This is a genomic window from Saccharopolyspora pogona (assembly GCF_014697215.1).
Classification (GTDB): Bacteria; Actinomycetota; Actinomycetes; order Mycobacteriales; family Pseudonocardiaceae; genus Saccharopolyspora; species Saccharopolyspora hattusasensis.
Genome location: NZ_CP031142.1, coordinates 6,270,363 through 6,284,356, shown reverse-complemented (window position 1 = coordinate 6,284,356; position 13,994 = coordinate 6,270,363). Strand labels below are relative to the sequence as shown.

The window sequence follows — 13,994 nt, the reverse complement described above, 5'->3', positions numbered from 1 at the left end:
TTTTGGGTGCCGATAGCCCGGTGCCATGGCCCCCAAGAGCACTCACGGCCTTCCCCCTTCGCGCAGGTCGAGCCTGGACGCGCGTTTCCTAGACCAGCAGGGGCAGCTTTCGGACTCCGGTCATGTTGGGGCTGGGGATGAACTCCGGGCCCTCCGCCGGGTCGGTCCGCAGGTTCGGGAACCGGTCCAGCAGGATGTTCAGCGCGACCCGTCCCTCCAGCCGGGCCAGCGGCGCGCCCAGGCAGAAGTGGATGCCCCGCCCGAACCCGATGTGCGGGTTCGGGTCCCGGCCGATGTCGAAGACGTCCGGGGCGGTGAATTGGCGGGGGTCCCGGTTGGCCGCCGCGACCCACAGCAGCAGCAGTTCATCGGCCGGGATCCGCTGCCCACCGAGCTCGACCTCCCGGTTGGTCACCCGGGAAACCGCGGCGAACGGGCTGAAGAAGCGCAGCGACTCCTCGATCGCCGAGGGCACCAGCGACCGGTCCGCCCGCACCTTCGCGAACTGCTCGGGGTGCGCGTCCAGACACAGCACCGTGTTGCCCAGCAGCATGGTCGTGGTGATGTGCCCGGCGATCAGCAGCACCATGCCGAAGTTGACCACCTCGGCGTCTCTGAGCCGCGCACCGTCCACTTCGGCCACGACGAGCTTGCTCAGCAGGTCCTCGCGCGGTGCCCGCCGGCGCTCCGCGACGTGCTCGGCCAGGTACTTGGTCAGCTCCTGGACCTGGTCCAGGGCCTTCGCCATGTACTCCTCTTGCTCCTTCGAGCGGTCCTTGAGGGAGACCTGGTTGGAGCTCTCGAACATCGCGTCGACCCATTTCTTGAACAGGCCCCGGTCGCTGCTCGGCACGCCCAGCAGTTCCGCGATCACGATGACCGGCAGCGGATAGGCCAGATCGCGGACCAGCTCGGTCCGGTCGGACACGGCATCGAGGAGTTCGTTGGTCAGCGCGGCGATCCGGGGTTCCAGGCCCGCGACGACCTTCGGGGTGAACGCGTGGCTCACCAGCTTGCGGAGCTTGTTGTGCTCCGGCGGGTCCATCTGCACGATGTTGCCCTCCTGGAACCCGGACGCCTCCGGCACCAGCCGCTGGGTGGCTGAGGAAAAGGTCGCCGGGTCGCTGAGGGCCTCCAGGACCTCGGGGTATCCGTATACGTTCCAGATCCCGGCCGCCGAGTCGTTCGCCACCGGCTGATCCGGTCGCACCCCCCGCAACCAGAACTGCGATTCGTTTATCCCCCAGGCGTCGGCGAGGGTCGTCATGTGGTGCCCCTTCCTGTTGGCGAGCGCCACCGGTCAGGTGCGCTCCATGTCCATCTCGGAGGTGTAGATCCACTTCCGGTAGTTCGCGTTGATCTCGTCGAACAGCGCGCTGATCTCGGCCGCGGCCGAGATCAGCGAGGCGCGGTCCGGTCCTTGCTCGGGTTCGAAGGCGCGGCGGACGGTCAGCGCCAGCGCGTCCGCCTTGGCGCGGTCGTCCGGGCCCGCCAGGTGCGGGTTGATGTTGTCCACCATGAAGAACCCGGTGACGGCGGCGCTCATCGAAAAGATCAGGTGCGGCACGTCGTCGCGGACGAGGTCGTACTTGGTGATCAGCTCGAAGTAGCGGGTGGTGAACTCCTGCCCGCGGATCTGAGCCGAGGCCTGCTTGAGGTTGCCGAGCAGTTCCGCGTCGCCGGTGACCAGCGCCCGCATCAGCGGCCTGCGCTGGGTGGCCAGGAACGAGTTCTGCAGGAACCGGTGCGGCCGGACCTCGTCGGGGTCGCGGCGCACGGCGTCGACGAGTTCGGTGATCAGGTCCACCGATTCGCGCAGGAACAGCGATTCGAACAGCCGCTCCTTGGTGCGCCAGTGCAGGTAGACGGTGCCCTTGCCGACGCCGGCCTGCTTGGCGATGTCCTCGATGGTCACCTTCCGGTAGCCCAGCCGAATCATCAGCTCGCCGGCCGCGTCAAGGATGCGGTCGGCACGTTCGGTGGGCTGCGGCATGGTGTGTCTCCTTGGTCCGGATAGGCGCTTGCGATGACGTATTGACCAGATTTGAAATCTGGTCAACCGGTCATCCGTCACCATAGCGCTAGCCGCAGCGGCGGGCAATGGACCTCGGGTCCGCCTTGACGCGGTCTTGACGCGTCACCCGGAAGCACCAGCCGGCGCGCGCTGCCGCCTGGGCGGGCTTAGCTTCTGCAGGCAGCCCCCCCATACCGAAAGGGCTTTCCCCGCCGCCCGGAAGGGAGCACCATGGGATTTGGCGAGTTCAAGGACCGCCTGCAGAACCCCGGCGAGGAACACGGCGAGTAGGTCGAGCAGGGCCTGGACAGGGCGGCCGACGTGGCCAAGGAGAAGTTCGGTCACGAGGAGTAGATCGACAAGGCCGTGGAGAAGGGCGAGGAGTTCCTCGGCGATCCCGAACTGGGACCCGGCGAGCAGCGGTAGCCGACCGGACATCGCCGCCCGACCCATGCTGACGAGCGGGACCAGGTGAGGGCCATCCTGCCCGGCAGTGGTCGGAGCGGATCATGGAGAGGCCGCCTCAACGCACAGGGCGGCCTCTCTTAATGCCCAGAATCCCTCGGTTTCGTCGAGTGTCTTCCAGCCTCTTCTTGCATTGCGGCGCGGGTGGCGGAACCTGTGGGATCCCGGACTTGTGTATGACCAGCGGCGTCCGGGCTGTCCTCGTGAGAAGACCGCTGAGAACCCACAGCGGTGCCAGTTGCGAGGGTGGGCAAAGGCGGCTACGCCGCTTGCGGCAGCCTGGTGGGACTTCCAGCGTCGCAGCTGCGGATCGGCGAGGACGAAAGAGGCTCCATTATTGAAATCAGAGCTCTGATTTCAATAATGGAAATTGCGGTGATCAGGCCACCGGGAGCTCCACGGCGGCGGCTTCCGCCGACAGCGCGACGACCCGTCCGCCGCGCTCGCCGAGCTCCAGCAGGCGCTCCAGCGCGGCGCCGTTGAGCCGCACGGTCGCGCTCGCGCGCGCCGTAGTCGCGAGTTCGTCGAGCGTCTGCCGCGCGTCGTGGCCCGCATCCACTGTGGACTTCAGGCCCCCGGTCGAGGCGAGCGACCCGCGGGCCGCGCCGAGCCGGCCGAGGGCGTCGTCCACGGCGTCGAGCAGCGCGATCCGGTTGCCTTCCGTCATGGCACGCACCAGCTCCGGCGCGCTACCCGCGACCCGGGTGCCGTCGCGGAACGAGCCGGCGGCCAGCGAAAGCGCCAGCGGGCCGCCATCGGCCCCGACCGACGCGAGCACTGCGGCGAACACGTGCGGCAAGTGCGAGATGCGCGCGACCGCGAAGTCGTGCGAGGCGGCGGAGGTGGGCACCACCTGGGCGCCGCAGTCCAGCGCGAGCTGGGCGGCCTCCCGCCACGCTGCGAGCGCCGTGTCCTCCTCAACTGTCACCGCCCAGGCCGCCCCGGCGAACAGCTCGCCCGACCCGACCGACCAGCCAGAACCCGACACCCCGGCCATCGGGTGGCCACCGGCGTACCGGGCGCCGGGCAGCAGGCTGCGGACTTCGGCGGAGACCGGGTCCTTGACGCTCACCACGTCAGTCAGCCAGGCCTCGGGGGCGTGTTCGGCGACCTTCCGCAGCACCTCGCGCACGGCGGTCAGCGGCGTCGCGACGACCACGAGCGCATCCTCCTCGGCGGCTCGGCGCAGGGCCGGCTCGATGTCGAGGACGTCGAAACCGTCGGCCCGCGCGGCGGTGGCGTCCGACTCCGACTTGGTGGTGCCCCAGGCGGGGCGTCCGGCGGCTTTGGCGGCTCGCAGCACCGAGCCACCGATGAGTCCCAGTCCGATCACGCACACGGCACGCATCGGTCCATCCTGCCCGACTTCCCCGCCGGCCACGCACCCGGTTGAGCGGCAAACAATGCCCGGAAGGTTACGAGCCCGCAATAGTGCTTTCGGGTGGCGTTCGTACGCTCTACGGTGTCCTCATGACGGTGCAGGAGCCGGTCGCTGGCTTCGCCGTCGCCGTGGTGCGGGAGGACGGGCGGTGGCGGTGCAGCACGATGGACAAATCGGTGCTGATCGGCCTGGACGCCTCGATCACGGCGTTGCGCGAGCTGCGTTCCACCGGCGCGGTGTTCGGTATGTGCAATGTGGACGACGAGTTCTTCGTGCTGATCAGACCGGTGCCCGGAGGGGTGGACCTGCTGCTGTCGGACGCCGCCGCGGCGCTGGACTACGACATCGCGGCGGACGTCCTCGACCTGCTGCGCATCGACCCGCCCGATGAGGACGACGAAGAGGTGTGGCCGGAAGGCAACCTGGCTATCCTGTCCGATCTCGGGCTGCCCGAGGGCGAGCTGCTGGTGATCATCGAAGAGGTCGACCTCTACCCGGACGAGCAGCTGGAGATGATCGCCCAGCGCTGCGGCTTCGGGGACAACTTCGCGAAAGTGCTGGAGAAGCTGGACCAGTGAGCACATCTGGTGCCCGCGCCGGGGACGCCGACCTGGTGCGGGCCGCGTTGCGAGTCGCCGCCGAAGCACCGTCCACTGGGGATGTTCCGATCGGCGCGGTCGTGGTCGATCAGGAGGGTCGGCTCCTAGCCAGCGCGCACAACCAGCGCGAGGCGCTGCAGGACCCCACGGCGCATGCGGAGATCCTCGCGTTGCGGGCCGCAGCCGCCGCGCACGGCGACGGTTGGCGGCTGGAGGGTTGCACGCTGGCGGTCACGGTGGAGCCCTGCACGATGTGCGCAGGGGCATTGGTGCTGGCCAGAGTGGCCAGGGTGGTGTTCGGGGTGTGGGAACCCCGCACCGGCGCGGTGGGCTCGCTGTGGGACGTGGTGCGGGATCGCCGCCTGAACCACCGGCCGGAGGTGGTCGGCGGCGTGCTGGCCGACGGGTGCGCGGCGGTGCTCGAGGACTTCTTCGCCGACCACCGCGAGTAGGAACCCGCATCACCACGACCGACCCGCACCCGGGCGGCCCCGTTTCAGCCGTCCTATTCGACCAAGGGGCGCACGTCGACGCTGCCGTAGCGGGCGGTGGGGAGCTTCTCGGCCCACGCGGTCGCGGGCGTTGATGTCGGCCGCATCGACGACGTACAGCCCGGCGACGACCGCCCCGGCGGGCTGGGCGACGCTGTCGTTCACGATCGCCGAGCCGTCCTGCATGCTGCTCGGCGATATCTCCGGCCCCCGGGCCGCGACATGCACGGGCCCGCGGTCCTCCCAGACCACCAGCTCCCAGTTCGCGTACGCGATGGAGTGCATGCGGGTTGCCGCCGAAGCACCGCTGCTGCTCCAGACCCGCTCGATGTACGGCGAGTCGGACGGGCGGTGTTCGATCTCGATCACATAGCTCCCTTCTCGAGCGCCTCGCGCGCCAGACGCACGATAGGCAGCGCGGGAAAGCCGCAGTAAAAGGATGTTTGTGGGTTTATCCGCGGCCACATCCTCGTCGACTGCGCCGCCCGAACCCAAGGTGGGAGGGAGAGTGGATCTGGCAGCTTCCACCGGTTCGGGCGGCCTGTCCGCACCGCGATCGGTGTCCCGGCCTGTGACGATGAGCCCGTCCGCTTGAGACGGGCGGACTGATCGCGTTGCAGGGGAGTGTGACGTGGAGCCGACTGACGCAGTCCTGGCCACGCGCATCGCGACCGGCGACACCGGTGCCTTCGAACTGGTGGTGCGCCGGTATTCCGACGGGATCTTCGGCATGGCGCTGCGGATGCTCGGCGACCGGGCCGAGGCGGAGGACGTGGTGCAGGACGCGTTCATCGCGGTGTGGCGGCGGGCCGGCGAACTCGCCGAACCGGCCGCCCTGCGGACCTGGTTGTTCAAGGTCGCCCACCGGAACTGCCTGATCGTGCTGCGCCGCCGGCGGACGCGCCGCACCGCTCCCGTCGGCGTGATCCCCGACCACCGGACCGCGGTCGGGTCCGCCGCGCTGATCGCCGATCCGCAGCGGGTCGCGGAGGCGGAGGAGGGTGTGCTGGCGCTGCGGCGCGCGCTCGCGGTCCTGCCGAGCCGGCAGCGCGATGTCTGGCTGCTCGCGGAGGTCGACGGGCTGTCCTACGTCGAGATCGGCCAGCGCGTCGGGGCCGGTGAGCAGGCGGTGCGAGGTCGGCTTTCGCGGGCCAGGGCCAGCCTCGCCAGCATGATGCGGGCCTGGCGCTGACCCCCGCTGTCAAGCGCTGTCGGGTGACCGGTAGCCTGGCTGACGGTAGCGTGTCCGAGCGGCCGAAGGAGCGCGCCTCGAAAGCGCGTGTGGTTAACAGCCACCGTGGGTTCGAATCCCACCGCTACCGCTCGCAAGGGCCGGTTCCCGTGAAGATGGGGACCGGCCCTTGATCATGCGGTCTCGTTTGGTCTTGTTAGGCGGGCATCAGGGCACCGGTCACAACCCGGTCGGCTTGCGTGATGCCATTCAGGTAGATCAGCTCGTGCTCCCCGGCCGGGAGTTAGCTCTGCCTGCACGACACACGGCGGCACGAACCCCCGGCGGTACTAGTCAGGGTTGGTACCGTGAAGCGATCTTGGTGACCTGGCCGTTTTCATCGAGCCAGATCTTGGCCGACTGGTTGCTCTGCTGGATGAAGTCGTCCAAGGTGACCGGCACTTCGCCCAGTCCCTCCGAGTCGATCTGGGGTGAGCCGGCCGGCGTGGCGCCTTCGAACGGGCTGAACAACTGGACATCCGGAGCGAGCGCGGCGACCTGAACCGGTCCGCCGGTGCTAACCGGGTGGGGCGCCGCCATGGAGGAGTCGTCCATCCTGCCTTCGACCCAGGAGACCATCCATTCCCCGTTGTTCTTGGCGAACTCCAGATCGACGGCAATGTCGACGGCGTGGTTGTCCGGGGCCACGGCGCCTGCCCCGGCGTCCGTCTCGGCGTTGGCAATGCTCGCGGCACCTGCCGCCGATCCGGGTGGGGTCGGCGCCTGTGTCGCCTGTCCGGCCAGCGACGTGCACCCGCTCACGAACACCGCTGCGGCCAGCAGCCCGCCGGGGATCAGAACCGCCATGCGGCTGATCTTGCGCATCTGTTTCTCCTACCACCGGGTTGTTTCCGACTCTTCGATCAGACAGACGTGCCGGGGCCGTGGTGGTTGTCAGCGGTCGGCAAAATCGATCATCCAAAGCGGTTCCACCAACCGAACGGGTGCCTAGATGGCCCGGATCGTGCGGAACAGTTGGCGGATCGCGGCCATGAGCCGCATCGCGGCAAGAAGGTTCCCTGGTGCGGAGAGAATCTTAGTAGGGCAACGGCAGGTTGAGATACTGGCATGCTCACGTGATCGTGTTTTCCCGCTCGCTTTGCGGCGGTAGCTTCTCGTCGACCACGTCGCTTGGCGAGGGGAAGCCGAAGTGCGCATCACGTCGTTGCTGACCGCCACCACAGCGGCGCTCCTGGTGGCGCCGACCATGGCGGCCGCGGCGCCGCACCAGCAGGCCCGCATCCACGACATCCAGGGGACCATGCGGGTTTCGCCGCTGGTCGGCCAGCGGTTGGCCGGGGTGCCGGGCGTGGTCACCGGCGTACGTGGTTTCGGCTCGGCCCGCGGGTTCTGGCTCCAGGACCCGGAACCCGACGCGGACCCGCGCACCAGCGAAGGGCTCTTTGTGTTCACCGGGAAGCAGACCCCGGCGGTGGCGGTCGGCGCAGCGGTCGCAGTCTCCGGGCTGGTCGCGGAGTACTACCCGACGGCCGAGGGCGAGACGCCGGAGACCACGCCGAACCAGTCGGTCACCGAGCTCACCGAGGCGACCTGGCAGGCCACCGGCAAGGGCAGCGTCCCGGCCGAGGTGCTCCGGGCGGACACCGTCCCTGCCGAGTTCGCGCCGCTGGAGGGCAACATCGACAAGCGTGAGCTGGAGCCGCAGCGATTCGCGCTGGACTACTACGAGTCGCGCGAGGGGATGCTGCTGCGCGTCGACGACGCGCGGGTCGTCGGGCCGACCGATGCCTACCGGGCGCTGTGGATCACCAGCAAGCCCGAGCAGAACGCGAACGGCCGCGGCGGCACCACCTACACCGGCTACGCCGAAGCCAACGCCGGGCGGCTGAAGGTCGAGTCGCCGTCGGACGCGCCGTTGCCCGCCGCGAACGTCGGCGACCGGCTGCGCGGCAGCACCGAAGGACCGCTGGACTACTCGCGCTTCGGTGGGTACGTGCTGGAGGCCGGGCGGCTGGGCGAGCACGTGCCGGGCGGCCTGCAGCCGGAGACGACGCGGCCGCAGGGACGCGACGAGCTCGCCGTCGCCACGTACAACGTCGAGAACCTCGCCCCGAGCACCGACCAGGCCAAGTTCGACCGGCTCGCCGAGGGCGTCGTCGACCGGCTCGCCGCGCCGGACATCGTTGCGCTGGAAGAAGTCCAGGACAACTCCGGGCCGACCGACGACGGCGTGGTGGCCGCGGAGCAGACGCTGCAGCAGGTCACCGACGCGATCGTGGCGGCGGGCGGGCCGCGCTACCAGGGGCGGCAGATCGACCCGCAGAACAACGCCGACGGCGGGCAGCCCGGCGGGAACATCCGGGTGGCCTTCCTGTTCAACCCGGCCCGGGTGTCCTTTGTGGATCGTCCGGGTGGCGACGCGACCACGCCGGTGCACCCGGTGGCCCACGGCCCGCGGATCGCGCTGAGCGCATCGCCGGGGCGCATCGACCCGGCCAACGAGGCGTGGCGGGACAGCCGCAAGCCGCTGGCGGGCGAGTTCCTGTTCCGCGGCACGCCGGTGATCGTGGTTGCCAACCACTTCAACTCCAAGGGCGGTGACCAGCCGCTGCACGGCCGTCTCCAGCCGCCGGCGAGGTCGTCGGAGGAGCAGCGGGAGCGGCAGGCCCAGGCGGTTCGCGCCTTCGTCGACGAGGCGCGGGCGGTCAACGACGAGGCCGCGGTCGTGGTGCTCGGAGACCTCAACGACTACGGCTTCGCCCCGGCACTCGCGCCGCTGACCACCGGGGGAGCACTGGTGCCGCTGGCCGACTCGCTGCCGCCCGCCGAGCGCTACAGCTACGTCTACGAGGGCAATTCCCAGCAGCTGGACCACATCCTGGCAACCCCGTCGATCACGGCGGAGTACGACGTCATCCACATCAACGCGGAGTTCGCCGACCAGGCCAGCGACCACGACCCCCAGGTCGCCCGCCTCCGGTTCTAGCCTGTTTCCAGGCTCGTTCCTGCCGGGCGGTTCCGGTGGCCGCCGCAGCGGGAGCGGCCTGGTTCTGCCTCGCCAACCGATGTGAAGCGAACGGACTGTTCACTTCAATAGGCGACGCGAATGGTCCGTTCGCTCCGTTCATCTGACGTGGAACCTGGGTTGTTGGTGTGAAGCGAACGGACTGTTCACTTCAATAGGCGACGCGAACGGTCCGTTCGCTTCATGCCAGCACCTTCCAAAGCAGCCTGTTCAGCACCCACGGGTGCTCACGGGCCGCCACCTGCGAATACGTCGTTCAAGGGCGGATGTTCTGGTTGAGGTGGAAGAGGTTTTGCGGGTCGTACTCGCGCTTCACCTGGACCAGCCGGTCGTAGTTCCCCTTGTAGTTCGCCTTGATCCGGTCCTGGTCGTCGCCGGCCATGAAGTTGACGTACCCGCCCTCCTCGCTGTGCGGCGCGGTCGCGGCGTAGTAGTCGCGCACCCAGGCGATGTTGGCTTCGTTGTCCGCCGGGTTGGGCCACATCCCGGCGATGACGGCCGCGAAGTTCGCATCCCGGTAGGCGAACGCCGTCGCATCCGCCGCGACCCGGTGGCAAGCGCCGTCGATCGGGTAGATGTGCACCGTCGAGTTCAACGCCGGCACCTTCGGGCCGAACCGGGCGTGCGCGGCGATCATCTCGTCGGTCAGCTCGACGACGAAGTTGGCCTTCCAGTAGTGCTGGAGACCAGGCGGGACGAGCGCGTCGAAAGCGCTGTTGAGCCGCGGATAAGGCGTCGGGCCCACGTGTTCGGCGACGATCGGCGCGATGTCGCGCAGGGGCTGGACGACGGCCGGGCCCGCGTCCATCGGCCCGGCCCAGCAGGCGACAATCGCGATCAGCACGTCGCCGTGCCGGTTCTCGGGGATGAACGGCAGCGGTGGCGCGATCTGGAAAGCGGGGAGCGCGCTGAATTCTTCCGGGGCGTGGGTGATGATCTCGCGGAAGGCGCGCAGCACGTTCGGGGCCTGGTCCACGTCGAAGAAGATCAGGCCGCCATAGATGTCGCGCACCGGGGCGAGCCGGTACTCGAACGAGGTCACCACGCCGAAGTTGCCGCCACCGCCGCGCAACGCCCAGAACAGGTCCTCGTGCTGGCCCTCGTCGGCCACGACCAGCTCACCGGCCGCGGTCACGACGTCCGCGGAGACCAGGTTGTCGCAGGACAGGCCCAGGCCGCGGGCGAGGTGCCCGATGCCGCCGCCGAGGGTGAGCCCGCCGATGCCGGTGGTGGAGATGAGGCCGCCGGTGGTGGCCAGCCCGAAAGCGTGAGTGGCGGCGTCGACGTCGCCCCAGGTCGTGCCGCCTTCGGCCCGCGCGGTCCGGCCGCCCGGCGAAACCCGAACGCTGTGCATCGGAGTCAGGTCGAGTACTACGCCGTCGTCGCAGGTCCCGAACCCCGGCACGCTGTGCCCACCACCGCGCACGGCGAGGTCGAGCCCGTTCTCCCGCGCGTAGTCGACAGTGGCGACGGCGTCCCCGGCGTTGACGCACCGCACGACGACCTGCGGCCGACGGTCGATCATGGCGTTGTAAACGCTTCGGGCCTGCTCGAAACCGTCGTCCTGCCGGCTGATCACGGTCCCGCGAACCCGCTCCCGCAACGTCTCGATCGTCAAGTCCATCGGAGCCACCCCGCCCGGAAGAACCAGCGCCATCGCCACCAACGGTGCGGCGAGCCGACGAGACGGGACAGGGACATATGGCCCGGGAGCACGCGAAAGAGCCCCGGTCGCGGTGTCGCGTCCGGGGCTCTGACCAGCGGAGGATACGGGATTCGAACCCGTGAGGGCTATTAACCCAACACGATTTCCAATCGTGCGCCTTAGGCCGCTCGGCCAATCCTCCGTGCGGAAGCCTAGCAGGTGGGCTTCTGAACAGGGGTTACGGGTCTTGACCTGGGGTGACGGGTGGCCGTCGGGATCTTGCACAGCGCTCGGAGGCAACACGATTCGAGGATTTGTGACATGGGGACGACGAACACGACAGCCGCGGTCTGGGGCATGCTGGCGCAGCGCTGGCGCAAGACGATCAAGGCCAAGAACCTTTCGGCGAACACGGAGCGTGGCTACCTCTACACCGCACGGCGGTGGGCCGAGTGGCTCACCGAGCAGGGGCTCGACTTCGAACCGGACCGGGTCAAGCCGCACCACGTCGACGATTTCATCGTCGACATCATCGAAGCGACCAGCGCCGCCAACGGCGCACACCACTACCGCAATCTTCGCGTGTTCTTCGGCTGGCTGGTCAAGCGGGACGAGATGCCGTCGAACCCGATGGACAAGACCGAGCCGCCCCAAGTGCCGGAGAAGATCACGCCGCTGTTGTCCAACGAGGAACACGCTCGGGTGCTTGCGGTGTGCCGCGGTCGCGACTTCGCTTCGCGGCGAGACACCGCGATCATCCTGCTGTTCATTGACACGGGACTGCGGGTGTCAGAAGTGGCGTCGCTGAAGCTTTCCGACGCCGATCTTCAGACGCGACGGATTCAAGTACGTGGCAAGGGAGACGAGGTGCGTGTTGTCGGGTTCGGCAACAGCACCGCGCTCGCGTTGGCTCGTTATCTCAAGGAGCGAGAGAAGCATTCGGACGGGAACGCCCTGCGCTGTGGCTATCCTCGCGCCGCGATCTCGCGCTCAAGACGGACGACATCAAGAACATGCTCCGCCGCAGGGCACGCAGGCCGGTATCGCTGGCAACGGGATCGACCGCTACGCGGCCGGTGAACTTCACCTCGGCCCCGCGCTTTGGGCGACCGTCTCGGTACACCACTGGCTCACGAAGACCATCGGAGGAAACTGATCATGAGCGTCGACCGTCTGCCGTGCCGCATGCCCGCCGCCATGACCCGGGTCGGCGATCACTGGGTTCTCGTGCCCGACGGTGACGCCGAGGTCGCGTTGATCAACGAGACCGGCCGGGCCATCGTCGAGCAGTGCGACGGCACCCGCACGGTCGAGGACATCGCGCGGAAGATCGCCGCGACCGGCGTCGCGTACGACACCGCCCTCGCCGACGTGACCGCCTTCCTCGACGGCTTGTACCGCGCCGGCCTGCTCAAGCACGACCACAGCGCCGACACCGCGTGATCACGCCGGGTGAGCGACGGGTGTTTCCGCAGGCTAGATACACTGTCCGCCGTGACTGACGCGTCCGACGACAACGCGGACCTGGCGGACCTTCCCGAGCAGATTCGAGTCCGCCGCGAGAAGCTCGACCGGCTCCGGGCCGCCGGGGGCGACCCCTTCATGGAGCGGTCGCCCCGCACGGTCTCGGTCGCTGATGTCCGGGAGAAACACGGCCACCTCGACCCGGACCAGGCCACCGGCGAACGGGTCGGCGTCGCCGGTCGCGTCATGCTCTACCGCACCGGCGGCAAGCTGTGCTTCGCCACGATCCGCGACGTCACCGGCGATCTTCAGGTCATGCTGTCGCTCGACCGGCTCGGCGAGGCGTCGCTCGCTGCGTGGAAGTCCGACGTCGACCTCGGCGACCACGTCGGTATCGAGGGCGAGATCATCACGTCCCGCCGCGGCGAGCTGTCGATTCTGGCCGAGCGGTGGGTGCTGACCGCGAAGTCTCTGCGCCCACTACCCGAGAAGCACAAGGGCCTCACCGACCCCGAGTCGCGGGTTCGGCGCCGCTACGTCGACCTGATCGTCAATCCCGAGGCGCGCGAGATGGCGTTGCAGCGCTCCGCAGCGGTGCGCGCGATGCGCGACGGCTTGCACGATCAGGGGTTCGTCGAGGTCGAAACCCCGATGTTGCAGCAGGTGCACGGCGGCGCGACGGCACGGCCGTTCACCACGCACATCAACGCCTACGACCTCGACCTGTATCTGCGGATCGCGCCCGAGCTCTACCTCAAGCGTCTGGTCGTCGGCGGACTAGAAAAAGTATTCGAGATTAACCGGAACTTCCGCAACGAGGGCGCGGACAGCACGCACAATCCCGAGTTCACGATGCTGGAGTTCTACCAGGCGCACGCCGACTACGACGAGGTCGCGCGGGTCACCCAGGAACTCATCCAGAAGGTGGCGCGGGCCGTCCTCGGGGGCACGGTGATCGAGCGCGACGGCACCGAGGTTGACATCGGCGGCGACTGGCCTTCGATCACGCTGTACGGCTCGGTGTCCGAGGCACTCGGCGAGGAGGTCACCCCACACACCTCGGTCGAGGCGCTCGCCAAGCTCGCCGATGCCCGCGGCCTGCCGCATGATCCACGCTGGGGCAACGGCAAGTTCACCGAGTACCTGTTCGAGGAACTCGTCGAGCACGCCATCGTCCACCCGACGTTCGTGCGGGACTTCCCGATTGAGACCTCCCCGCTGACCCGGCAGCACCCCGACGAGCCGCTGCTCACCGAGAAATGGGATCTCATCGGGTGGGGCATGGAACTCGGCACCGGCTTCACCGAGCTGACCGACCCGCTCGAACAGCGTCGCCGGCTCACCGAGCAATCCCTGCTCGCCGCCGGTGGCGATGCCGAAGCCATGCAGCTTGACGAGGATTTCCTCGAAGCATTGGAGTACGGCATGCCCCCCACCGGTGGGGTCGGCGTCGGGATCGACCGGCTGCTTATGGCCTTCACCGACAAGGGCATCCGCGACACGATCCTGTTCCCGATCGTCAAGCCTCAGCAGCAGTAAGAGCCCCACAACGACGACAGCGCCCCCGCTCCCGGTCCGTCCGGGAGCGGGGGCGCTTCGTATAGCGGTGAGGCGCGGTTACCGGCGAGCCCGCCGGTTGTCGAGCCATCCACGGCAGTCCTTGCCATCAGGCCCTGCATGCTTCGTGGGACGGAAATCCTTCGTATCCTCCACCCGTT

At 68.6% G+C, this 13,994-nt stretch carries 14 protein-coding genes and 2 tRNA genes; 8 read left to right on the top strand and 8 right to left on the bottom strand.

The genetic code is table 11. The features are described from left to right. Nucleotides 1-88: 88 nt before the first annotated feature. The 4 genes from DL519_RS29175 to DL519_RS29160 form a co-directional block, all read right to left on the bottom strand. A complete protein-coding gene (locus DL519_RS29175) occupies nt 89-1,267 on the bottom strand; it encodes a cytochrome P450 (protein ID WP_190819536.1) in 1,179 nt (392 codons plus the stop codon). 33 nt (nt 1,268-1,300) lie between these two features. Beyond that, nucleotides 1,301-1,993, bottom strand: a complete 693-nt coding sequence (locus tag DL519_RS29170; RefSeq protein ID WP_190819535.1) for a TetR/AcrR family transcriptional regulator — start codon at nt 1,991-1,993, stop codon at nt 1,301-1,303. A 144-nt stretch (nt 1,994-2,137) separates the two neighbouring features. After that, complete coding sequence (locus tag DL519_RS29165) at nt 2,138-2,452, bottom strand: hypothetical protein (RefSeq protein ID WP_190819534.1); 315 nt, start codon at nt 2,450-2,452, stop codon at nt 2,138-2,140. 406 nt (nt 2,453-2,858) lie between these two features. Next, nucleotides 2,859-3,827, bottom strand: a complete 969-nt coding sequence (locus tag DL519_RS29160; RefSeq protein ID WP_190819533.1) for a prephenate dehydrogenase — start codon at nt 3,825-3,827, stop codon at nt 2,859-2,861. Between the two features lie 122 nt (nt 3,828-3,949). Between DL519_RS29160 and DL519_RS29155 the strand changes: the two genes are divergently transcribed. Together DL519_RS29155 and DL519_RS29150 are read left to right on the top strand one after the other, a co-directional pair. Continuing rightward, a complete protein-coding gene (locus DL519_RS29155) occupies nt 3,950-4,438 on the top strand; it encodes a tRNA adenosine deaminase-associated protein (RefSeq protein ID WP_190819532.1) in 489 nt (162 codons plus the stop codon). Continuing rightward, nucleotides 4,435-4,911 carry a nucleoside deaminase gene (locus tag DL519_RS29150; RefSeq protein WP_190819531.1) on the top strand — a complete coding sequence of 159 codons (477 nt, stop codon included), beginning with the start codon at nt 4,435-4,437 and terminating at the stop codon, nt 4,909-4,911. The genes DL519_RS29155 and DL519_RS29150 overlap by 4 nt, the downstream gene beginning before the upstream one ends. 9 nt (nt 4,912-4,920) lie before the next feature. Here DL519_RS29150 and DL519_RS29145 read toward each other — a convergent pair whose 3' ends face one another. Further along, on the bottom strand, nt 4,921-5,319 hold the full coding sequence (locus tag DL519_RS29145; RefSeq protein WP_190819529.1) for a hypothetical protein: 399 nt from the start codon (nt 5,317-5,319) through the stop codon (nt 4,921-4,923). 262 nt (nt 5,320-5,581) lie between these two features. Here DL519_RS29145 and DL519_RS29140 point away from each other — a divergent pair, with 262 nt between their 5' ends. Next, a complete protein-coding gene (locus DL519_RS29140; protein ID WP_190819527.1) occupies nt 5,582-6,142 on the top strand; it encodes an RNA polymerase sigma factor in 561 nt (186 codons plus the stop codon). Nucleotides 6,143-6,186: 44 nt separating this feature from the next. Further along, a tRNA-Ser gene (locus tag DL519_RS29135) sits at nt 6,187-6,272 on the top strand. A 203-nt stretch (nt 6,273-6,475) separates the two neighbouring features. On the opposite strand, the gene DL519_RS29130 is transcribed toward DL519_RS29135, so the two are convergent. Further along, complete coding sequence (locus DL519_RS29130; protein ID WP_190819525.1) at nt 6,476-7,006, bottom strand: hypothetical protein; 531 nt, start codon at nt 7,004-7,006, stop codon at nt 6,476-6,478. 325 nt (nt 7,007-7,331) lie between these two features. Here DL519_RS29130 and DL519_RS29125 point away from each other — a divergent pair, with 325 nt between their 5' ends. Next, the gene (locus DL519_RS29125) at nt 7,332-9,128 is read left to right on the top strand and encodes an endonuclease/exonuclease/phosphatase family protein (protein ID WP_190819523.1); all 1,797 of its coding nucleotides are present in this window, start codon (nt 7,332-7,334) and stop codon (nt 9,126-9,128) included. A 295-nt stretch (nt 9,129-9,423) separates the two neighbouring features. On the opposite strand, the gene DL519_RS29120 is transcribed toward DL519_RS29125, so the two are convergent. Together DL519_RS29120 and DL519_RS29115 are read right to left on the bottom strand one after the other, a co-directional pair. Next, on the bottom strand, nt 9,424-10,791 hold the full coding sequence (locus tag DL519_RS29120; protein WP_190819522.1) for an FAD-binding oxidoreductase: 1,368 nt from the start codon (nt 10,789-10,791) through the stop codon (nt 9,424-9,426). Nucleotides 10,792-10,928: 137 nt separating this feature from the next. Continuing rightward, nucleotides 10,929-11,014, bottom strand: a tRNA-Ser gene (locus DL519_RS29115). A gap of 119 nt (nt 11,015-11,133) precedes the next feature. Here DL519_RS29115 and DL519_RS29110 point away from each other — a divergent pair. From DL519_RS29110 to lysX, 3 genes are all read left to right on the top strand, one after another. Beyond that, nucleotides 11,134-11,892 carry a tyrosine-type recombinase/integrase gene (locus DL519_RS29110; RefSeq protein WP_190819520.1) on the top strand — a complete coding sequence of 253 codons (759 nt, stop codon included), beginning with the start codon at nt 11,134-11,136 and terminating at the stop codon, nt 11,890-11,892. Between the two features lie 78 nt (nt 11,893-11,970). Then, on the top strand, nt 11,971-12,255 hold the full coding sequence (locus tag DL519_RS29105; RefSeq protein WP_190819518.1) for a PqqD family protein: 285 nt from the start codon (nt 11,971-11,973) through the stop codon (nt 12,253-12,255). Between the two features lie 51 nt (nt 12,256-12,306). Next, nucleotides 12,307-13,815: a bifunctional lysylphosphatidylglycerol synthetase/lysine--tRNA ligase LysX gene (lysX, locus tag DL519_RS29100; RefSeq protein ID WP_190819517.1), complete on the top strand. Its 1,509-nt coding sequence runs from the start codon at nt 12,307-12,309 to the stop codon at nt 13,813-13,815. The last annotated feature ends 179 nt before the right edge of the window (nt 13,816-13,994 follow it).

Coding starts and splice junctions, on each gene's coding strand:
- DL519_RS29155 (WP_190819532.1), top strand. CDS start 3,950: ATGACGGTGCAGGAGCCGGTCGCTGGCTTCGCCGTCGCCGTGGTGCGG.
- DL519_RS29175 (WP_190819536.1), bottom strand. CDS start 1,267: ATGACGACCCTCGCCGACGCCTGGGGGATAAACGAATCGCAGTTCTGG.
- DL519_RS29170 (WP_190819535.1), bottom strand. CDS start 1,993: ATGCCGCAGCCCACCGAACGTGCCGACCGCATCCTTGACGCGGCCGGC.
- DL519_RS29105 (WP_190819518.1), top strand. CDS start 11,971: ATGAGCGTCGACCGTCTGCCGTGCCGCATGCCCGCCGCCATGACCCGG.
- DL519_RS29165 (WP_190819534.1), bottom strand. CDS start 2,452: ATGTCCGGTCGGCTACCGCTGCTCGCCGGGTCCCAGTTCGGGATCGCC.
- DL519_RS29120 (WP_190819522.1), bottom strand. CDS start 10,791: ATGGACTTGACGATCGAGACGTTGCGGGAGCGGGTTCGCGGGACCGTG.
- DL519_RS29130 (WP_190819525.1), bottom strand. CDS start 7,006: ATGCGCAAGATCAGCCGCATGGCGGTTCTGATCCCCGGCGGGCTGCTG.
- DL519_RS29160 (WP_190819533.1), bottom strand. CDS start 3,827: ATGCGTGCCGTGTGCGTGATCGGACTGGGACTCATCGGTGGCTCGGTG.
- DL519_RS29110 (WP_190819520.1), top strand. CDS start 11,134: ATGGGGACGACGAACACGACAGCCGCGGTCTGGGGCATGCTGGCGCAG.